Origin of the sequence: Streptomyces sp. CB02366, assembly GCF_001905905.1 — a bacterium.
GTDB lineage: Bacteria > Actinomycetota > Actinomycetes > Streptomycetales > Streptomycetaceae > Streptomyces.
In genome coordinates, this window is the sequence record NZ_LIVT01000024.1 from 15,789 (window position 1) to 37,332 (window position 21,544).

Consider the following 21,544-nt stretch of genomic DNA (forward strand, 5'->3'; position numbering starts at 1 on the left):
ATCCCCGCACCTCAAATCTCACCCTGCCCTCGGCCACTTCTACCAGTCCGGGTGAAGTTGATGCGAGGCAGTACGAGCCCAACGCAGGAGAACCCTATTCCGGACACGAGGAGGGGCATTGTCGACCTTCATCCCGGTCCGATGCATAGCCGTCGTTCGATGAACAGAGGGGCGGGTACTTCAAGCTCGGCTCACTGCCGGACGGCTGGCGTCAGGAGCAGCCGTCCGGCAACAGCGAATACGGTCGGCTCCATGATGAAGTCTAGGTGAATATACCGACTCACGGAGGGCTTGAGGAGCCCTACCATCACCTCTTCGGTCTGACTCTGAAGGCAAAGATCATATCGCGTTCACCGTGGAGAGCACTTCATCGTCGGCCCCCGCGGCCCTCATCAATTCCTCACCGAAGGCCTGAAGCAACTGCGCATAGCCGAAACTCAATTCGGCCGCAGCGTTCCTGCAGTGGCCAGGCAGATGCTGCACCATCTCTTGTTGCTCGCACAGACCGGAGCGGACCCCGTCGAACATACGGAGAAGGGAACGCCCCGTGTCATTGAACCGCAGGGAGGGGTCCCGGCGGAGCTGGTCGAACAGGAGAGTCAGCCCGGGGAGGGCCGACTCGACACCGCGGGTGCCGTCCGCGGTCGGCCCAAGGGCCAGTGGTCGGCAACTATCGGGCCGCCCCTCCCCTTCGTCGCATCCGGGGACCGGAGATTCGCCCCTCACGACCCGGTTGCGAACGTCCGCCGCGGTGGCCGGCGAGATCCCGGCAGCCTGCGCGATCTGCCGGAGTGACGCTTCGGGTCTACCGGCGATGACCTCCGCGGCCCGCCGCCGGCCCTGCGTACCGTCGGTCGGCCGGGACCGGCCGTCCTTTCCGACGCGATGTGTCGGCATCGGCAAAGGTGCTTCCTGTAGAGCCTGACGCCTGATCAAGGCCACACGCTTGGCCGAGAGCCCTGTCAGCGAGGCGACCATCCGATCGCTCCACTCCGGGGAGGCGCCGATGATCCGCTGGACAGCCGCGTGGCGATCGCCACGCGAAAGCGGCAGTCCGTGCTTGATGTTCGCGGACACCGCAAGCAGGAAAACATTCACTTCGGTACCGTGGAGGAAGCGCACAGCGACCTCGGACATGCCCCGGACAGCGGCAGCACGCACTCTGTGCACACCGTCGATCACCCGCATAGACGGTTTATGTACCCAAATAGGAGGGAATTCCTCACCCGAATCGGCCAGAATCTGCACGTGTTCGGCGTCTTCCCCGTTGATCCGAGGAGACTCGGAAATCACGAGGGAACTTATAGGTATCGCGCAGACCACGGATTCTTCAAGTGCTTCTCGCTGACGGGACAGAAGGTCTACCGGGTCGACACCGGCACCGCCATCCTGTTGAAAAAGCGTCATACCAACTCCCGCTATCGCTCCACCGGGGATTATCCGCCGGACCTTCCGTTTTACATGACAAAGCCAAACACTATCCTTTCCGACGATACAGATTTTCACCGATCAGAGATATATCATTCCATTGACCTCCATTCAACGGTAGCCCACGGCTAGGCCACTCGTAGATTGTCCGAATATCGCCAGCCATCATTGGGCCCCGCATCGCGACGGTCCCGCGACCACCCTGGAAACATCCGCCGCCCTGCCAGGTTCCCGCCGGGCAACGGGTCGCCATGGCGGTTAATCACCGCGTGATTGGCCGATAACGAGCCTTTTCCAACCTCATGTTGAGGAGGTTGCAGCGGGCGCCGGCTTCGTCGCCGAACGCCCAGTGCGGCGCGGTGGGGTCGGTGAACGCCTGCACGGCCCGCTCAGCGGGTGATCGCCGACGGCGGCTACCGGGGCACCAGGCTGACCATCCCGCACTACCGTCGGCACAAGGACGAGGAACTATCGGCCTGGAAGGAGGAGCACAACGCCTCCCACCGCAAGGTACGAGCCCGCGTCGAGCACACCTTCGCCCGCATGAAGAGCTGGAAGATCCTGCGCGACTGCCGCCTCAAGGGCGACGGCGTCCACCATGCCATGCTCGGCATCGCCCGCCTGCACAACCTCGGGACTGCTGCACGGATGAGTGACACCTGACCTGGCTTGCTGAGAAGCGGCCTGGAAGGATGTTGCAGTGCCCAAGCCGTATCCGAAGGAGTTCCGCGAGGACGTCGTGCGGGTCGCGCGCAACCGCGAGCCCGGCGTCACGCTGGAACAGATCGCCGCCGACTTCGGCGCCCACCCGATCACGCTGTCAAAGTGGCTGCGCCGTGCGGACACCGACGAGGGCGCCAGGCCCGCGACAGCGTCGGGTGAGTCGGCCGAGCTGCGCGAGGCCCGCAAGCGCATCCGACTGCTGGAGCAGGAGAACGAGGTCCTGCGGCGGGCTGCGGCGTATCTGTCGCAGGCGAACCTGCCGGCAAAATGATGTACCCGCTCGTCCGCGAGCTGGCCGCCGCCGCTGCCCCTGGCCGGGTGCCGGTGGCGGTGACGTGCCGGGTGCTCGGGCTGGCCCCCCAGCCCTACTACCGGTGGCTGGACCGGCCGGTCACGGACGCCGAACTGTCCGAGGCATACCGGGCCAACGCCCTGTTCGACGCGCACCGCGACGATCCCGAGTTCGGTCACCGCTTCCTTCTCGACGAGGCCCGCGCCGCCGGTGAGGCGATGGCCGAGCGGACCGCCTGGCGGATCTGCCGGGACAACGGCTGGTGGAGCGCCTTCGGCAAACGCAGGGGCCGCGGGAAGAACGCCAAGTCCGGGCCACCGGTCCACGACGACCTGGTGCGGCGCGATTTCACCGCGGACGGGCCGAACCGGCTGTGGCTCACGGACATCACCGAACACCCCACCGGCGAGGGCAAGCTGTATCTGTGTGCCGTCAAGGACGTGTACTCGGGCCGCATCGTGGGCTACTCCATCGACGCCCGGATGGAGTCCCGCCTCGCCGTGGCCGCGCTGGAGTCCGCCGTCGCCCGCCGCGGCCAGGTGGCCGGTTGCGTGGTGCATTCGGACCGCGGCTCGCAGTTCCGCTCACGGAAGGTTGCTGCCGTACTCACCCGGCACGGCCTGGTCGGCTCGATGGGCCGCGTCGGGGCCGCCGGTGACAACGCCGCCATGGAGAGCTTCTTCGCGCTGCTGCAGAAGAACGTCCTCGACCGCCGCACCTGGGCCACTCGACAGGAGCTGCGGATCGCGATCGTCACCTGGATCGAGCGGACCTACCACCGGCGCCGGCGCCAGAGACGCCTGGCCCGATTGACCCCCGTGGAGTACGAGACCATCATGACCCCACCCGCAGCTCTGGCTGCATAAACCCCGCTGTCACCCGATCATGCAGCAGCCCCAACCCGTCGCCGCTATTCCGACCGACCAGACCTACAACTGGAGTGGTCAGAGCCTGGACTGCTCCCTCGACGCATCCGTCTCCGTGACGCTGCCCAGTGACCCACTCCTGAGAGCCAGCAGGCTGCGGCGCGACCCGGACCGCCCCTTCTGGTACGACACCGACGGGCAACTGCAGGTGCAGTACCTGACATGGGACCGCCAGAGCGGCAGGGCCTACAGTCTCCTCGCGTCCAGGGAGTGGCTCGAGCACCACCTCGAGCGCAGCGGCCACTGCCTGGTCCAGGGCATGACCGGTGAACGGCAGCCTGTGACCGCCGAGCATCCGCGTGTCTGGAGAGAGTTCAGCCAGAGCGCCGGCCGCACGGCACAAGGACAATGCATCCCTGGGACCATCGTCACCGAAGTCAAGAGAAGCATCCGGTAGCAGGCCGTCGCCGGACTTGGCCCGGGCCCGGGCACGACCGCGGAGTACGGCCCGCGCGGCGACCTGTGCATCAAGCGGGTCCGGCTTTCCCAGCAGACGGCGAGCCGTCTGGCTGAGCGGCTTTCCACAGCCGTAGAACGCACACGCGGGGGACCGCCGCTGTCATGGCAGGTGACCCCTTGTCTTCCCCACGAAGACCAGGGGCTATCGGCCTTCCCGGTCTCTGCTCTCGGACGGAGGCGGGCCGGGGCAGGATGGAGAGGTGTCGTCGTCCCCGCCGACCTTCGTGCCTGCTTCCGCTGGCTGCCTTCTGAGCTTCACCTTGGGAATAACCGTCTGAACGTGACACGCAGTCAGGCGGGTTCGTCACACCACCTCCCCCAACTGTGCCGACGGACTATTCTCACTGTGGCACAGGCACGTCGGAGGTCGGGGGGCGCATGAGGTTCGTCTTTGTCCATGGGACCGGTGTCCGCCGGGAACGGTTCGAGGAACTGTTCGCGCTGGTCGAGGCCGGGCTGCTGAAAGAATTCCCGAAGGCCGAGGTCGAACGCTGCTACTGGGGAGCGGAGTTCGGTGCGGAACTCAGCGCGGGCGGCGCGTCGGTTCCCGGCATGAGGTCCGCGCCAGGGCCGGAGGAGGACCCCGAGACCGCAGAGTGGTTGCTGCTCCTCGCCGACCCGCTGTGCGAGCTGAGGGTTCTGGCCGAACTCGGCACCGAGGCCGAAGACGACGGATTCGGGCTGCTGGGAACGCAGTCGCCCGGCGAGAACGTGGGCGATGCCCTGCGCGCCCTGCCCGCCGTCCTGGCACCGGACGACGAACTCGCCGTACTACTGCGGGAGACCGGTCTGGCCGGCGGCTACCGGAACGCCCTGTGGACGGTGGAGCGCTCCGACGAGTTCCACGCCGCGTGCCTCGTCGCCGAGGACGACGCGACCGCCGCCGAACTCAGGATCCACGCGGGCCGGGCTCTGGTGGCCGTGATGCTCGCCGAGGCCCGCGACACCGCCCTGTGCACCGACGCGGAACGGGACCGGCTCGTCGACCTGCTGAGCGAGCGGCTAGGCGGGACTGCCCGGGGCGTGGTGACGCGCACGGCGGGCGTCCTGTCCCGATTGGCACAGCGCGTAGCCACCCAGTCCTTTCTGGACCGTAAGCGGGGTGAGGTCACCTCCGAGAAGGCATCCGAGATCGGTGACATCCTGCGCTACCAGGCGCGCGGTGAGCATCTGCGCGCCCATCTGGAGCGGGTGATCGGCGACAGCCCGGAGCCTCCGGTCGTCATCGGCCACAGCCTCGGCGGCATCGCCCTCGTGGACACCCTAGCTCTGGCTGCCCGACGCCAACCTCCCTTGTCTGTGCGCATGTTGGTGACGGTCGGCTCCCAGGCACCCTTCCTGCACGAACTCGGCGCCCTGGCCGGACTGGAGCCTGGTGACCGGCTGCCCTCCGACTTCCCTCAGTGGCTCAACATCTACGACCGTCGGGATGTCCTCTCCTACCTCGCCGAACCGGTCTTCCCGGGCGACGGCCGGGTTGTCGACCATGAGGTGCGCAGCGGAATGCCGTTCCCCGTCTCGCACAGCGCCTACTGGAAGCTCCCTCCGGTCTTCGAGCGGATCGCCGAGGCACTGCGGTGACGGGCGGCTCCCCAGCCGCCGAGCCGCAGATCACACCGGAACGGACCTTCGCGCTCGTGGTGGGTGTCGAGTCCTACGAGATCGACACCCGGCTGAACCTCTCCGGCCCGGCCGGCGACGCCGTCCGCTTCGCCGACTGGCTCACCGGCACCGCTGGTGTACCGAAGAGCAACGTACGTCTGCTGTTGTCGCCCCTGGCCGGCACCTGGGCCGAGGGGGAGGCCAAACCCGCGACACAGAAGAACGTCGAGGAAGCGCTCTTCACGGACCTCGCCCAGTGCGACGGTGACCTGCTGTGGATCTACTGGGCCGGACACGGCTTCCTGGACCGTCGCCACGATCTGCTGCTGCCGTACGCCGACGCCACGGCCGGTCTCTTCACTCACCTCAATCTCAGCTCGGCTCTGCGCCGGTGGAAGTCCGACGAGATCGCTGGTGGCCGCTTCCGCCGTACCGTCACCGTGGGTGATACCTGCCGGCTGGACATCGCACGACTTAAAGGGAAGTTCCCCCAGGTGAACTACCCGGTGGGCGTCCCCACCAGGCGCATGCAGTTCACGCTCTACGCGTCCCGGCCCGGTGAGACCGCGAAGAACACCGTCCAGGCGGGCCAGTTCACGGATACCCTCCTCAGACGCCTGGAGGGCCGAACGCTCGAACAGGCGACACTCGGCCTACCCGACATCGCCCGGGACGTGCAGGCCGACTTCACCGTGATGCGAGCGAACGGCACGGCCTGGCAGCATCCGCAGTTCGACATCGCCCTGGGCTGGGACGGTTCTTCTCTCCACGGGGACACCTGGGCGGACGGTGGTACGACGAGCAGGCCGACTGGTGGCCTCGTCCTCGACCAGGTCGCCTGGACGGAGCTGGGGCAACTGATGTCCGAGAGCACGGAGTTGCCCCGTGACACCTATGCGGCGTACCGCTGGGCCTTCGAGGTGACGGGCTGCGTTCCGCCGATGGACCACAAGTTGCCGTCGTCGGACTTGGTGGAGATCGTGCGTGATCTGGACGACCGGCAGGGCACCAGCCGTGCCGTTCCGCTCGCTCTGCCGTTCGTCAAGCACCTGGCATCCCGTGCCGCGCCCTCTCCCTGGGTCGTGGCGGCGAACGGATGGGTGGAGCGTACGCGTGAACGCCTCAGCGCGGACCCCGTCCCGGTGCCGCCCTCTCGTCCGGTCGAGTCCCCCGCGCTGCACGTGCGGTTGACCGAGGACGACGAGGGCTCCTACCGACTGCAACTCTGGTCGTTCCAGGAGAGCTGGGACTACGTGGGCGACTTTCCGGACCCCATGGACCTGGAAGGCGTGCGGAAGGCGCTCACCCTTCACCTCCTGACGGAACCGGCGAAGCCGGCGCGGATCGAGTTCCACGTTCCGTTCGACCTGTTGGAGGTGCCGTTCGAGACCTGGACGGTGTCGCGCCCCGCGCGCAGAGGCCGCGGTGAGCGGGCCGTCCAGCTCGGCTGCCGCTACGAGGTAGTGCTGCGCTGCCCCGAGGAACGCGAGGATCTCGAACTCTGGCTGGCCAAGTGGCAGTGGTACGAGACACATGGCGGCCTGCATCCGGACGCCGTGCGGGACATCGTGGACTGCGATGTGTCCGGCGACCTGGCCGACAAGCTACAACTGAACGCGTCACCGGTCTGCGTGCTGGCCGAGGTGACCGAGGATCTGGTCATGGACGTCTTGGAAGCCGTGGTGGACGGCGGGATACCGATCGCCGTTTGGCGTCGCCCCTCCCCGGCAGCCGGCGCGGCCATACGTACAGCGCTCGACGCCGACCCTCCGCACGCACTCGACGTGGCATCGCTGCCCACCGGACTCAGGCGAGCCCGGGTGGACCAACACCCGCTCGCGCTGCTCTACGACAACCCCGATCGGGTGCCCTTGAGGCGGTCGCTGTCCTCGTGAACCGTCGTCTAGGAGAGGAAGTCCGATGAACACTGTCAAGGACTGGTGGATCTACCGGGGCACTGGCTCGGTCGCGGAGAAGCGCGCCCGGCTCGACGAGAACCGGCCGCCGTGGCGGGAGTTCAAGGGTGCCCCCGACCCGGAGTACGCCCCGCCTGGCACCGCCGGACCGGCCTGGACCGAGACCTGGGTACGCGGCGACGGATACGTACCGGACGACGCGGAGATTGACGCCGTGAACACGGCCCTGTACCTGCGCCGCCCGCTCCTCGTCACCGGCAAGCCCGGAGTCGGCAAGTCGACGCTGGCGCACAGCATCGCGGCCGATCTGAAACTCGGACCAGTCCTGCACTGGCCGGTGACCAGCCGCAGTTCCCTGCGGGACGCGCTCTACCAGTACGACGCGATCGGGCGTCTGCACGATGCGAACCTGCGCCATCTGAAGGCCGGCCGAGGCGCGCCGCCCCGGCGGCAGCCGGGCGGGCGCCCCTCCTCGGGCAGCGCCATCGCGCCGTACCTGCGTCTCGGCCCGCTCGGCACGGCGCTGCTGCCACAGGAGCGCCCCCGGGTGTTGCTTGTCGACGAGATCGACAAGAGCGACATCGACCTGCCCAGCGACCTGCTCACCGTGTTCGAGGAGGGTTCCTTCGAGATCCCGGAACTGGCGCGGATCGCCGCCCGCCAGCCATGGGTCAGGGTGGGCACGCAGGATGATCCCGAGCTACGTGCCGGGATCGACCGCGGGCGGGTCCAGTGCAGCGCGTTCCCCGTCGTCGTGCTGACCAGCAACGGCGAGCGCGACTTCCCGCCGCCCTTCCTGCGCCGCTGCATCCGCCTCCACGTCGAGCCGCCGCACGAGAAGAAGCTGAAGCAGATCGTCCGGCAGCGGCTGAGGCTCGACGACACGACCCGGGAAGACCGCTACCAGGACCTCATCACCGACTTCATCGAGCGCCGTACGGAGGGCGACCTGGCGACGGACCAGCTGCTCAACGCCGTCCAGCTGCGGCTGAGCGGCGCGTGGTCGGGCGCGGGCGAGCGCAAGGACTTCCTGGACGCCGTACTGCAACGGCTGACGGGCCCGTTGGCGTGATCGAGCGGCTGCTGCGGGCACTGGAGGAGTCCGGCGCGAACGCCGGACCCGAGGAGCTGGCGGACATCCTCTGGCTGGCGGCGCGCGTCGGTGGCGCCGCAGGTCTGGACGCGGGGTCCGCTCAGGACGTCCTCGACGAGTCCGAGGCCACGCCGCTGACCGAGTACCCGGCCGAGGGCCCCGAGGAAGCAGACCGGGCGCCAGATGAGGAGTTCTACACCGCGGGCGACGTCACAGACGCGCCCGGCCCAGCACGGCAAGGCGTCGAACTGGTCCGCGTCCGCCGAGCTTCGTCCGTCCGGGATGCGCTGGCGGTGATGCGGGCGCTACGCCCCCTGGGCCGTTCGAAGGACACCTCGGGCGGGAACCCGGCCGATTGCGAACTCGACGAGGAGCTGACGGTCCGCAGGACCATCGAGCAGCGCCTTCCGACTCCGGTGCTGCGGCCGCGCAGGGGACGCTGGCTGGACCTGGCCCTCGTGGTGGACGCCCACCACTCGATGCTGCTCTGGCACGGCCTGGTCGGCGAACTGCGGCGGGTGTTCGTGCAGACAGGCATCTTCCGCGACGTACGCACCTGGCACCTGCTCGGCACCGACCCGGACGCCGCCGAGCCGCTGTCCGTGGCCCGTACACCTGACGGTGAGCGGCGCAGCGTGCAAGAGGTGTCCGACCCGTCGGGGCACCGTCTGGTCATCGTCGTCACGGACACAGTGGCGAGCGGCTGGGCCGAGGCGGACGTCGCGCGCATGCTGCGGCAGTGGGCATCCCACGGCCCGGTGGCGCTCCTCAACGTCCTGCCGCGTCGGCTCTGGGACCGTGGCGCGGTGCGTCCGCGGTCCCTGTCGTTGCGTTCGGTGAGTCCGGCCTCGCCCAACACGTCGTGGCGGGTGGGTGCGCCGGCACGGAGCCGCCGCAGGAGCGTACGGCTGCGGCCCACCCCTCAGGTCCTCGCGATCCCGGTGGTGGAGGCCGAACCGGCGTCCGTGCTGCTCCTGGCGAAGCTGGTGGCGGGCAGCGGCCAGTGGACGCGGGTGCCGTGCCTGGCGCTCCCCCGCACGCCGTCGTCGCCAGCGCCGCTGCGGGCCGAGCCCCTGGCTCCCGCCCGGGAGGAGGTCACCGACGTACTGCGCCGCTTCAGGGCAGGTGCGTCCCCCCTTGCCCAACGACTGGCCGGATATCTGTCCGCCGTGCCCTTAAGCCTCCCGGTCATGAACCTCGTCCGCCAGACGATGCTCCCCGAGACGGAGCACGGCCACCTGGCGGAGGTCGCTCTCGGTGGCCTCTTCGCCCCCTGGGGCCAGGAGGCAGCGGCCGACCCCGACCGCATCCCTTTCGACTTCCGCCCCGGGGTCCGGGAAGCACTACTGGGCGGCCAGCGCCGGGACGCCATCACCTCCGTGCAGCAACTGGTGCGGCGCGAGATGGGCACGGGGATCAGCGAGTACGGCGCGGCCAGCGGCGGCGACTTCCTCGCCGGGCGCGGGGGTGGAGACAGCACCGGTGAACGGGGACTCGTACCAGAGGCGATGCCGTTCGCGGCTCGGGAGGGTGCGGGAAGCTGGGTCTCGGATCCCCTGCCAGGGCTCCAGCCTATACCCGAACTCGTCGACCGCTACGTGGACGAACAGTTGCAACAAGTACTGGCTCGGGCGCAGCGGGGGCTCAGCTCGTTCACGGTGCTGCTGGGCGATGCGGGGTCGGGGAAGACGACGGCCATCGCCCGCGCGGTGACCGCCCTGCCGGACGACTGGACACTGTGGACCCCGCAGTCACCGGACGAACTGGTCGGTGCGAGAGAACGGCTGCACCCTCGGACGGCTGTGGTCGTGCCCGACCTCCGCTCCTTCCTGCTGGCCTCCGACCGTCGATCGCCCACGACAACCAGCGAGCTCATCAATCTGATGTCCGCGCTGAGCCCCATGCTGGTGCTGAGCGAACTCAGACCCGAGGACTTCCATGCGTTGCGAACGGACCACTCGAAGGAAGCCGAGTCCTTTCAATTGGCGCTAGGCCGGCTCGATTTGATACGGGTGTATTCGCTGACCGCGGAGTCGGAAACCCTCGCGCGCGTCCACAACGCGCCGTCCTTCGCCAAAACACTGCTCCTGGCGGCGCTGGACATCCGGCGCCTGGGACACACGGCCGCGATGTCGCGCCAACTGCTGGAGGCGGCGACACTGATTTATCAGTCCTCCGGCTCCAGCTGGGACACCGCTCCGCACAACTGGCTTTCGGCAGCGCTGGGATACGCTTGTGCGGCGGTGCCCGAAGGCCGGTCGGTGATGGCCACGGCGTCGCGCGGAGGGGATGACTACGTGCTCGACGACTTCGTGGAGTGGGCCGACCGACGGGACCGCCCGGACTTCTCCCCACCCGACGAACTCTGGCCGGTGCTGGCCCGATTCGCCCACACGAACTCACTTGACGTCCTGACCCAGACCGCTCGGGAGCGAGGTCTGCGCGAGGTGTCCCGGCTCCTCCGGAACGCAGCGGCATTCCACAACGACACGCGCTCCCCCCAAATCCGTAGCCTGGCCCGAGCCGCCGACGAACGGCTGGTGAGGATCAGCCTGAACCGTGAGGAGCTGGGCTCGGGAATCCTTCTTGCAGGCGGGCAGGTAGTAATGCCGGCCGCTCTGTTCCCAGCGGGTACTCTCGCCCCCCTCCTACGCCTCGAAGGGCGCCCATGGGAGGACCCGCGCACGTGGCATGCCCAACTGACGGCTGAGACGGCGCATTCGCCGCTGGCCGTGCTGACGAACGTGGGACCCGGGCGCCCCCCGCAAAAGCCACCCCTGCCCTCCGCTCCCTCACCGACACGGGGGGACTGGGTCCTGGTCGTGGGATTCACGCGGGACCGCACTCCTGGATCCACGCCTCCGGCTCTGGCCCGCTACCGGGTCGTATCCGTACGGGGCGACACCTTCGTACTGGAGTCAGCGGCGGCGGACCCCGTGCCCCTGTCCGGGGCAACAGTTGTCGACCTGCAAGGCGCTGTGATCGGCATGGTGTACCGAAGCACAGGTGACAGGGAGAACCGGCTCCACGCCACAAGGATCCTGCCTTCGTCGCAGACGGCCTCCCGGACCCCAGAGTCCGTTTCGAGCCGCGTCGTGCTCGATCCAGCGCGTTCACGCGCCGTGCTGATCGGAGCCGACAGATACGAGCAGTTCCCAGACCGGCCCAACTCCGCGGAGGAGGCCCTCGCGTTGGCGCGCGCGTTGGGACAGGCTCAGGAGTCCGGTCCGTTCGACGATGCCAACGTGTCGCTCTTCTGGAACCAGCACTTCCCCGAGCCTCTCGTCGGTTCGCTGGAGGACCTCTCCCAACAGGCCGAGCACACGCTTCTCGTCCACTTCACAGGGCATATGCTGGAAACACCCCGCGGCGTCTTTCTCGCCTTTTCCTATTCCCATCGCGACCGGCCCGATCTCACCGCCCTGTCCCTCCGGCGTCTGGTCTCGCTGATGGAGGACAGCCCCGCCCGGTTCAAGGTTCTCATCATCGACGCCTACTTTGCCGACGCGGACAGAATACGGTCGTTGCTGAACTCCCGATCCATCCATGGGCACTGGTCCCTGATCACCGCACCCCAGAGCCCCGAGCGGTCGCGGTTGACGCTCACGAACGAGTTCGCCACCGTGCTCACCGAAGGAATCCCCAAAGCGCCGGAGTTCATCAGCCTTAGGGACCTGACTGCTCGCATCCGCGACCGCAGGCTTGTCATCGGCATTCAGACCTTTGACGACGCCAGCACCGATTCCCGGGGCCCACTCCTGCGCAACCCCGCTTTCGCACCGACGCTCGAAGGCACCGTCAAATGGTTCAACAACGACAAGGGCTACGGATTCATCGCCGTCGACGACGGCCGAGATATCTTCGTCCACTACTCCGCCATCCAGATGACCGGCTTCCGCGGGCTGGAGGTCGGTCAGCGCGTCCAGCTCCGGATCACCCAGGGCGACCGCGGCCCGCAGGCGGAGAGTGTTCGTCCCCTTCCCATCGAAGCGTGACGCGAATCGCGCAGCGCCTGGGCAAGCTGTTCGCGAACAGCCTGTTCCTTCGCCACCTCCACGGCCGCTCGCCAGCGAGCTTCGCGTTCCGCGCCGGCCCGCTGCCCGTCCTGCCTTCGCCAAACATCCTCTGCCGCTCGTGCCTCGATCTCACCAAGAATCACACCGAGGGCCTCTTCGAGCGTCCGGGTCTTCGGATCCCGCCAGCGGCCGGCCGTCTGGTCAGGCCATGGGCGAGCTCCACGACGAGGCGCGCGGAGCAGTCGGGATCCGCTGACTTCGAGAACTCCTGCCTGACGGTATAGGCGAAGCCGTCGACAGCAATGTCCACTCCGCCCTCGCGTGGGTAGAAGGACGAGTGGTCCTTCCCCACCTCGTACCTGCGCCGTACCGCCTCAGCCGCCAACCCCTGTAACAGCAGGAGCGACCTGCGGCGCAGGGCAGACGGCATGACCAGTCGGCACTCGTCATCTTTGAGCGCAGCCACGAGAGGATGCAGGTTCCCCAGTCGTGCGGGGACGGGAACCAAGCCCCCGCCCTCTTTCCGCCGTTGACTCCGCGCATTGGGATGAGGCCCTCCGCAAGGAACAACTCCATCCCCGGCCCGCCGTACGGCACCTTCTCGATGCGTTTGCCCTCCGGCACCAGGCCGTGCCGCTTCGCGTAGTTGAGGACACGCCGCCACTCGGCGACCTCGTCGTCACCGGAAGCAGCGATCCGAACGCGCCCCTCGGCGACGAGCCGCTCGACCAGCTCCCGCACCCTCGCCCGCTCGCTGTACGACGTCCGAGGCTCCGAGGCTCCGAGGCTCCGAGGCTCCGAGGCTCCGAGGGCACAGTCGGCTCGCTGCCGCCAGTCGCAGAGTCATCGTCGATCATCAGGAGCCCACGATCCCGCAGAGCATCGGCTGAGCACCAGTGACTCGACATCCGTGTTCCACGATCCAGGCCACACCACGCTGCCCCACCCTGAACAGAGCCGAAAGGGCGTCCATCAAGAGTGGGAGCCCTCTGGGACTTTCCTGGGACTTCCGGCCCCATCAACCGGCACGAACGTGAAACAGCTGAAAGGGCACTCGCGCAGGTCATCCGCCATCAGCCACTCATTGCGGCAGGTCAACGCGTTCGCTGGTCTCTTCCGGGACATCTGATCAGCACGACTCAGTAGGTCTGCGCTCAGCGTCGCCTGCCCTCGGCACCCCATCGATACTCGCTACCTTGTCGGGGTCTGACCTGCCCGACAAGGCACCTGACACCCCATCAGAACGAGCGTCATTTCAGCGTCAAGATATCGCCCGTAACGCCCACACCGCACATAATGCGCACGGGCAAAACCGCAGGTCAGGAGCCCTTTGCTACCGGTTCAAGGATGGCAACGCACTCCACATGGTGCGTCATCGGAAAGATGTCAGCGTGAACGGGTAGCCGAAAAGCCCAGGTCAACGCTACTTTCTAGGCTCGTAGCATGGTCTGCGCCCTTCGAGAGCGTCACAGCCGACTCTTCTCACCCTCTCCGCCGGACAGAGTGCGCCGCGCGGCCGGACCAGCCCCATCCGGCACTGCTGGGCGCCAAGGCATCGACTCACCGCCAAACGACGACACCAACTCCGCCGGGCACGAGCCCCCCCCCCGCCGCCCTCGTCAGCAAGGGCCGCCCAGAGTCCGACGCGACCGGGTGGCATCAGTCCGGTCGCGCCCGATCGTGGTGGGTCCGGTGCTGCGGAGTTGGACCAACTGGCTCCTGCCGGCATCGGGGTCCTCCCGGACCGCGTACCACTTCTCACGCTGGACACCCAGACATTCTCGGGGCGACAAGACTAGGTCTGCCCTGTTCATCGATCCGCAGTGGGCGCCCCCGTGGGCGACAATCCGGAGCTGTTCAGTGGGTCCTTGCCATCCACTCCCTGCCGCTCGGCGCCTACACCAACTGGCCTACCAGGAAACAGTCCGTAAAAGCACTGTCGTGGGCAGGATTCGGCTGACAGGGTTAGAAATGATGGGGCAACAGACTCATTGGAGTGAGGTCGAAGTGGTACGGCGTAGAAACCTGATGGCTTCGGGCATGGCGGTTGCTCTAGCAGGTGGAGGAGCGGCTGCCTACCGGTTGTCAGTCAACGGCAGCGCAGGAGCCACTGCCACATCTGGCGACTCGACTGGCGTCCCCCTTCAGCTGCGCGGAAACTTGCCGGAGCAATATTTGGCATTGATCGCGCTTGACAGTGGAGGCCCTCGTGGGGGGCTGAGAAATCTCGTCAATCGGGTTCACGCTTCCGCCGAGCCAGGTGCATCTGTGGGGTTCGCTCTTGGAGCAGCATTCTTCGGCCCCAGGGCTTCCCTTCCCCGCCAGCTTAGAGCGATGCCGCACTTCACAGGTGACCTTCTTGAGCCCTCCATGTCGCACGGAGACCTTCTCGTGCATATCGTGGGCAACAAGGCCGCGGCGATACGAAAGGCCGTCGAACGCATCAGGAACACCGACTCCGCCCACTGGACTATTCGGTGGCACATCGAGGGCTCTCGTCCCGACAACCGCGTCGAGGACGGCAGGAGCCTGGCCCGTAACCCGTTCCACTTCACTGAAGGCTTCGGCAATCCCGACACCGAAAGGGAATCTCTCGACCGCGCGCTCATCCCTTCCGATCAGAACGAGCCTCAGTGGGCTGTGGGCGGCAGCTATCAGGTTGTGCGCATCATCCGGTTCGCGACTGACCTATGGGACAAAGACTCGGTAGGAGAACAGGAACGGATCGTCGGGCGCAAACGCGACGGGAGATGGCTTGACGGCACACCGGTCGACGAACAGCCCAATTTCGCGACAGATCCGACAGGCAGGCTTACGCCGCTTGATTCGCATGTACGTCTCGCAGCTCCTGACCGCCGCAATCCCCCACCGATCGTGCGGCGCAGCTACAGCTACGATAAGGGAAATGACGACAAGGGGATCATCTTCTCCTGCTTCCAACGAGACCTGGCTCAAGGATTCGAAGCAGTTCAGAAACGCCTGGAAGGAGAATCCATGGCAAAGTACTTGCTGACCACCGGCGGCGGATACTTCTTTGTCCCTCCACACGGTGACGGCTGGCTGGACGCGCTCAGTTACTCAGGTTGAACTCGTGAAGTCGTCATGTGAATTTGGCATGTAAGCCGTTTCAGTGAGGCCGCCGTCGATCAGGTTGCTGCGGTACTGAATGTGCCGCAGGCGCGGAGCCGCCCTCGCACTTGAACACTCTGTTCCACCGGGCCGGGCTCCGCCGCATCCGGTTCCACAACCTCCGCACACCTGCGTCTCCCTCCACCTCATCCCCCGCCTCGGCACCAAGAAGGTCGCCCGCCTCATGGCCAAGAGTGTCCGCACCTAGTCGGCACGGTTTCTGGCCGACGCATGGCGATGCACGCGGGTCTCCGTGCTGCCGGACGGCCCTGGCAGGGTGGTGATCCGGGGCGTGCGCTCCGACCCGCTGCCCACTCCTACCGAGCACCGGCCCACCGGCCGCCCGTCTACGGATCTGACACGCTAGGAGCCGGGGGTGGACGAGTACGCCGCGCAGGTATGCGTGTCCCTGGCGAACATGCCCGGCGCGCTGCGCAACGCCCGCCGCGCCTGGCGCACCGAACAGTCCCGCGCCCATGCCGGCCTGCCCGAGCACGACCCGGCCACCACGCTCGTCGTCGGCCAGTGGGACTACCTCGGCTCGGGTTACAGCCCCGGCACCGCCCTCCTCACCGCCCACGTCTGGCACCGCAGCGAACTAGAACGGCAGTTCGCGGCCGAAGGAGGCTGCTGATGGCCTCGCCTCCGCTCGCTGTTCCCCCTGCGGAGACGGCACCGGCACTTGACCTGCTCACGGTGCCCCAGGTGATGGCCCGCCTCGAGCTCGGCCGCTCCGCCGTCTACGACCTCCTCCGCACCGACCAGCTCGCCTCGATCACCCTCGGCCACGCCCGCCGCATTCCCGCCTGCGCCCTCATCGACTTCATCCTCACCCGCCTCGAACAGGACGCCGCCTGATGACCACACCCCGCGACACCTCCGCCTCCCGCCGCGTCCGCGCCAACGGCGACGGAACCGTTTACCAGCGCAAGGACGGACGATGGGAAGCCGCCGGATACGTCCTCGCCCCCGGCAACACCCGCAAGCGCGTGCGCGTCTACGGCACCACCCGCAAAGAGGCCCTGGCCAAACTCACCGAGAAGATCGCCGAGCAACCGCGGTCTCTCCATCCTTCCGCGCAGGGCAGCGTGGCCGCATACCTGACGTATTGCTCGATGCCGTTGCCGTCCACCACCTCAGCGAGAACACCCACACCCGCTACAGCACCTGCGTCCACCGGTACCTCATCCCCGACCTCGGCAGGAAGAAGATCACTAAGCTCACCGCCAAGGATGTCCGCACCTGGCTCAACCAGCTCCGCACCACCTGCCAGTGCTGCACCCGCGGCATCGACGCCCGCCGCGACCAACCCCGCTGCTGCGCAGCCGACCAGTGCTGCCACAAGCTGCTCTCCCCGCTGACGCTCACCTACATCCACTCCGTGCTCAAGTCCGCCCTGGAGCACGCCCTCCGCGAAGAGGAGATCCTGCGCAACGTCGCCCGCAACGTCCGCACCGGCACCCCACGGCCCCGGCGCTTCGACCCCCTCACCACCGACGAAGCGTGCCAGTTCCTCGCAGCCACGCGCGGACACCGGTTGTACGTGCTGTTCGAACTCGCCCTCCACACCGGACTCCGCAAGGGCGAACTACTCGGCCTCCACTGGGAAGACCTCGACTTCGACACGGGCACCGCCGCAATCCGCCGCACCTTGCAGCGCACCAGCACAGACGGGCTCACCACGCTGCCTACCAAGACCCGGGCCTCCGAGCGCCGCATTACACTCCCCACCCGCTGCCTCCGCTTGCTGAGGCACCACCACGAAAAGCAGCAGCGGGAACGTGCGACCGCCGGCACGGCGTGGCAGTCCAGCGGCCACGTGTTCAACAACAGCGCAGGGTCGACCGATCGACCTGACCAACCTCACCCGCGCCTTCACCATGCTGCTCAGCAAGGCCAGCCTCCGCCGTATCCTTCCACGGCCTCAGGCACTCCACCGCCACCCTGCTCCTGGAACAGGGCGTCGAACTCGTCGTCATCAAGGAACCCCTCGGCCACGCCCACATCGGCGTCACCGCCGCCGTCTACGCCCACGTCCGACTCCGCCTCCAACGCGACGCCATCGACGCCCTCAGCAGCGCCCTGGACGGGCCTGCCCACAACGAGTCGCCCCGCGACGACGGAGATGACCCGCCGCTGTTCGGAGCCACCGTCCGCTGACGTTGCCGTCAACCACTGCCGTCACCCCATGCAGAAGCCCCGCCAGGACGCACCTGACGGGGCTTCAACTTTGCAATTCGGAATAACGCGGGAAGGTCGGCTCCCCCCAGTGGATCGACGCCCTCACGCCGCATGCGGGAAACTGGCGAGATCCCCGAATAGAACCTCGCCCGTTCCTACAGGCATCGAGAAGCTACTCACCTTCTGCGCTCAGCAAGATCTGAATTTTTGACGGAAATTGCGGATCATCCACCATTGCCGAACAGATCACGGAGTCACGGAATCCCAAAAATTGCATTCGGACATAATCGTTCGCATCGTGCAATACGAGCCATCCGGACGAACACGGCAGGGACGCTTCGAACAGTCTCGCAGGAAGCGCCGTAGGAGGAGCTGACTTCCACACCTCACATTCGACCGGGCCATCGACACCGGCCTGAACGCTGAAGATGAGTGAACTACCCTCTCGATACCAGCTGCTAGACGTCGGATCCCAGTCGCTGACGTCATCGTCACTTCCTGCATCCCGCAAGATCAGGCATCCGTGCTCGATCTTTGCGAGGAATGCAATCAAGGGGCTACTAGCTACCATGCCTTCTTGCTCCTTGCCTGTGACAGTTGCGAGACGACCCCAGCCTGTCTTCTAGCACAGGTCCAGCAGTGCGGGTACGCCGTCTGGGGAGACCCGGGAGCGACGAGACTAGACGGCGGCTGGTGATCTGGAATCCAGTCTCCGTACTTGGTGCCGGGGGTCGTGGCATCGCAAGTGTGACAGCCGTACTTATTTCCGGATTCGTTGATCAGATCTCGAACGCCATCTGCTTCGATGTCGCCGTTCTCCAGCCCTACTCCCTCTCGGGCATTCGGACCAGCGCCCAGCGTCAGATCGCACTTCTGACCTGGCGTTGCATTGTGAACGAGGACCGGTGTGGCCCCCGCCAGCACATGGTACGTGTGGAGGTCTGCGACGGTGAGGTTGTAGACCGTGGTGGATGTGGTGCGGTGGGTTACTGCGGTGATCTGTACCCAAGTGCCAGTGCTCGTCTGGAGCCATTGGCCGTCGGTGAGTTGGTCAGCTTGGATCCAGCGGTTCAGGGCAGGGGCCCAGAAAGGATGGCCGTCCGTGGCCGTCAGCGTGTGGGATGTGCCCGTGCCAAGGGTAATGTCGACCAGTTGTTTGTCGCCTGTGCCCTTGATCAGGGCGGTGACGGGGCGGGGGCCGCTTTCGCCTGTTTCGGGGGCGGTGGCCAGGACCTCGTCGCCGATCCGGATGTCCTTGATCGGCTTGCGAGTGCCGTCCGCCAGGAGGACTGGTGTGTCCGAGGTGAAGCTGTTGCCGGCCGTGAAGCACTGGCCGAGGGACGCGCCCTTGGCAGCGCCCTTGGCCGCGCCTGCCGCACCGAGCATCCCGATCGCGCAGCCCATGGCTGCGGAGGTACCGACCTGGCCCCAGTTGACTTTGCGGCCCGAGAGGCGTTGGCCGAGCCAGTCGAGGCCGGCCTCGGAGAGGCCGCCGACGACGCAGCCTGCGAGCAGAGGGTTGTTGCCGGAAGGGTCGGTGTAGGTGGTGGGTGAACTGAGGGCGTACTGATAGAGGTTGGTGCCGCCCGCGTGGCCGATCGGATCCTGGGAGATGAAGCGGCCGGACTCCGGGTCGTAGTAGCGGTTGCGGTAGTGGAGGAGTCCGGTTCCGTCGGATTCGCGTCCGGTGAAAGTGTAGGGGTTGGAGGATGCGGCGCCCGAGGTGGTGGGTTGGCCGTTGGGGTCGTAGGTGTAACGGGTGGCAATGGTGCCGTCGGTGTTGGCCAGGCCGACGATGGAGCCCAGCGCGTCGGTGAGGTAGATCTGTGTGGTGTTGTTCTCGGTCCGGGTCAGGTACTCGTCGAGGCCGGATGTTGCAACGGTGGCTGTCGTGGCTCCTGTGGAGTTTTGTTCCACGAGTGGGTTGGAGCCGTCGGTCAGGTACTTCTTCGTGGTGGTGCCGAGGGTCTTCGCGGTGCGGGTGCCCAGCGCGTCGTAGGTGAAGAGGCTCGATGCTCCGCCGGTTGCGGTGAGTCCGGACAGCTGGCCGCGGGCGTTCCAGGTGTAGGTGCGCTTTCCGTCGTTCTTGAGTCGGCCGTTGGCGTCGTAGGTGAAGGATCGACCGTTAAAGGTGGTGACACGGTTGTCCTTCCCGTACACCGCTCCTGTCTCCGCCGCGGGCAGAGCGACCGAGGCGAGTCCGCCGGACAGGCCGGTCTGGAGTCCACGAACGTCCCTGGAGTAGCTGAGGTCACCGATACCGGCCGTGCCCTTGGTATAGCCAATGTTCTTGATGGTGCCTGTCTTGTCCAGGGTGGTGGTGCGCGTGATCCCGCCGGGCAGTGCGGCGGTTTTCTCGCGGCCTACCGCGTCGAGGCCGAAGGTGACCGCTTGGTCGCCGGAGGTGACGGACGTGAGGATGCCGGAGGTGTCGTAGCCATAGAGCGTGGTCTTCCCGGCTGCCGTCATTTCCCTGCGTCGATCCGCCGCGTCGTAGACGTAGGAGACCGTCCTGGTCGGCCCGGTGACCGTCTTCGGCCGGTCGTAGGCGTCGTATCCGAAGGACTGTGTTCCGGCCTGCGTGTCGGTGATCGTCTTCGGCAGGTCGACAGCGTCGTAGGCGTACGTGGCGGTGGACTCGGCCGTGCCGGCCACGTTCACGCCGTACTTGGTGTTCTTCGCCCGTCCCAGCAGGTCGTACTCGGCGGTGGCAATCTGGCCCGAGCGACTGGTCACCTTCGCCAGATGGCCTGCGGGATCATAGGCGAACAGCGCCTGCGCCCCCAACGGGTCGGTTGCCGACTTGGCGCGGTCCGCGTTGTCATACGCCCAAGAGGTGGCGTTGTTGCGGGCGTCGGTGAGAGTGGTCAGGTTGCCGTTCTCGTCGTAGTCCAGAACGGTGGCCTGGCCGAGCGGATCGGTGACCTTGCGCGTCTGGTTGAGAGCGTCGTAGGTGAGCGTCGTGCGGGATCCCGCCGCGTCGGTCAGGGCCGACGGTCGTCCTGCGGCGTCGAGGAACTGGCTGCTGGTGCGGCCCTCCGCGTCCTTGACCGACACCACCTCACCGTTCAGATAGGTGTATTCGGTTACGGCCTGGGAGGCGTCGGTCACCGTCTTCACCTGCCCGTCGGGGGTGTAGGTGAGAGCGGTCTTCCGGTTCTCGGGGTCGGTGACGGTCCGCAGGTCGCCGTCGGCGTCGTAGCCGAGAGTGGTGATCTTGCCCAGGGGGTCGGTGAGGGTGGTGGGCTGGTCGTACGGACCGTCGTAGACAGCGGTGCCGGACTGGCGTGCCTGTGGTGTGCCGGCAAGTTCTGTGGTGCGGGTGATGTATCCGTTGGTGTCGTAGGTGAGTTCGGTGCGGCGGCCGTACGGGTCGGTGACCGCGTCCACGCGGTGGCGCGGCCCCCGGTGGTACTGGGTGGTGCGGGCGAGCGTGCTGCCGTGGGCCTCGGTGTCCTTGACTCCGTAGCCGGCCGCGTCGAACTCCACCCTCCTCACGGACCCGCCGGGCTGGGTGACTGAGGTGGAGGTGACCTTGCCCGTGCCGGTCAGCGTGTACGCGAAGGTGAACTTGGCGCCTTCGGTGAGCGTCTGCTCCTTGACCCGCCCGTTTTCGTAGACGTTGGTCATGTAGGTGATGCCGCGGGCATCCTTTGCCGCCGCCTCCACGACGGGCACGGTGACCTGGTGGGAGCGGCGCGGCGGCCGGTGGGCCGAGGCGGGGGCCGCCCCCGCGCGGTTCGGGGCGAACGGACTGGGCGAGGGGGCGGCCCGGGAGC

13 protein-coding genes and 2 pseudogenes are annotated in these 21,544 nt (G+C 67.0%); 12 read left to right on the forward strand and 3 right to left on the reverse strand.

Translation table 11 applies throughout. The features are described from left to right. Positions 1-339: 339 nt before the first annotated feature. Positions 340-1,407 (reverse strand): ParB/RepB/Spo0J family partition protein, encoded by a 1,068-nt coding sequence (locus AMK24_RS31135; RefSeq protein WP_079190727.1) that lies wholly within the window; start codon positions 1,405-1,407, stop codon positions 340-342. A gap of 420 nt (positions 1,408-1,827) precedes the next feature. On the opposite strand from AMK24_RS31135, the pseudogene AMK24_RS31140 reads away from it, so the two are divergent. The 12 genes and pseudogenes from AMK24_RS31140 to AMK24_RS35045 form a co-directional block, all read left to right on the forward strand. Continuing rightward, a pseudogene (locus tag AMK24_RS31140) lies at positions 1,828-2,091 on the forward strand (transposase family protein); the annotation flags it as partial. A gap of 37 nt (positions 2,092-2,128) precedes the next feature. After that, a protein-coding gene (locus AMK24_RS31150) for an IS3 family transposase (RefSeq protein WP_107427511.1) occupies positions 2,129-3,309 on the forward strand; the annotation gives its coding sequence in 2 pieces (ribosomal slippage) (positions 2,129-2,413 and positions 2,416-3,309; 1,179 coding nt in all). Between the two features lie 19 nt (positions 3,310-3,328). Further along, positions 3,329-3,766: a hypothetical protein gene (locus AMK24_RS31155; protein ID WP_242435336.1), complete on the forward strand. Its 438-nt coding sequence runs from the start codon at positions 3,329-3,331 to the stop codon at positions 3,764-3,766. A gap of 440 nt (positions 3,767-4,206) precedes the next feature. Then, positions 4,207-5,409: a hypothetical protein gene (locus AMK24_RS31160; protein WP_073772249.1), complete on the forward strand. Its 1,203-nt coding sequence runs from the start codon at positions 4,207-4,209 to the stop codon at positions 5,407-5,409. A 56-nt stretch (positions 5,410-5,465) separates the two neighbouring features. Next, positions 5,466-7,325, forward strand: a complete 1,860-nt coding sequence (locus AMK24_RS31165; protein WP_158072190.1) for a VMAP-C domain-containing protein — start codon at positions 5,466-5,468, stop codon at positions 7,323-7,325. 25 nt (positions 7,326-7,350) lie between these two features. Continuing rightward, positions 7,351-8,418, forward strand: a complete 1,068-nt coding sequence (locus tag AMK24_RS31170; protein WP_073772251.1) for an AAA family ATPase — start codon at positions 7,351-7,353, stop codon at positions 8,416-8,418. Beyond that, positions 8,415-12,434 (forward strand): SAV_2336 N-terminal domain-related protein, encoded by a 4,020-nt coding sequence (locus AMK24_RS35270; protein ID WP_073772252.1) that lies wholly within the window; start codon positions 8,415-8,417, stop codon positions 12,432-12,434. Before AMK24_RS31170 ends, AMK24_RS35270 begins: the two co-directional genes overlap by 4 nt. Beyond that, complete coding sequence (locus AMK24_RS34075) at positions 12,431-12,739, forward strand: hypothetical protein (protein WP_158072191.1); 309 nt, start codon at positions 12,431-12,433, stop codon at positions 12,737-12,739. Before AMK24_RS35270 ends, AMK24_RS34075 begins: the two co-directional genes overlap by 4 nt. Positions 12,740-14,495: 1,756 nt before the next feature. Then, positions 14,496-15,542: a Dyp-type peroxidase gene (locus AMK24_RS31185; RefSeq protein ID WP_242435338.1), complete on the forward strand. Its 1,047-nt coding sequence runs from the start codon at positions 14,496-14,498 to the stop codon at positions 15,540-15,542. A gap of 418 nt (positions 15,543-15,960) precedes the next feature. Then, positions 15,961-16,218 (forward strand): hypothetical protein, encoded by a 258-nt coding sequence (locus AMK24_RS34410; protein ID WP_384580050.1) that lies wholly within the window; start codon positions 15,961-15,963, stop codon positions 16,216-16,218. Continuing rightward, complete coding sequence (locus AMK24_RS31195; RefSeq protein ID WP_073772255.1) at positions 16,218-16,442, forward strand: helix-turn-helix domain-containing protein; 225 nt, start codon at positions 16,218-16,220, stop codon at positions 16,440-16,442. The genes AMK24_RS34410 and AMK24_RS31195 overlap by 1 nt, the downstream gene beginning before the upstream one ends. Then, positions 16,442-17,744: pseudogene (locus AMK24_RS35045) on the forward strand (tyrosine-type recombinase/integrase). Before AMK24_RS31195 ends, AMK24_RS35045 begins: the two are co-directional and overlap by 1 nt. Before the next feature lie 193 nt (positions 17,745-17,937). Here AMK24_RS35045 and AMK24_RS33830 read toward each other — a convergent pair. Then, positions 17,938-18,336 carry a hypothetical protein gene (locus AMK24_RS33830; RefSeq protein WP_143203761.1) on the reverse strand — a complete coding sequence of 133 codons (399 nt, stop codon included), beginning with the start codon at positions 18,334-18,336 and terminating at the stop codon, positions 17,938-17,940. Then, on the reverse strand, positions 18,330-21,395 hold the full coding sequence (locus tag AMK24_RS31215; RefSeq protein ID WP_143203762.1) for an RHS repeat-associated core domain-containing protein: 3,066 nt from the start codon (positions 21,393-21,395) through the stop codon (positions 18,330-18,332). The genes AMK24_RS33830 and AMK24_RS31215 overlap by 7 nt, the downstream gene beginning before the upstream one ends. Positions 21,396-21,544: the final 149 nt, after the last annotated feature.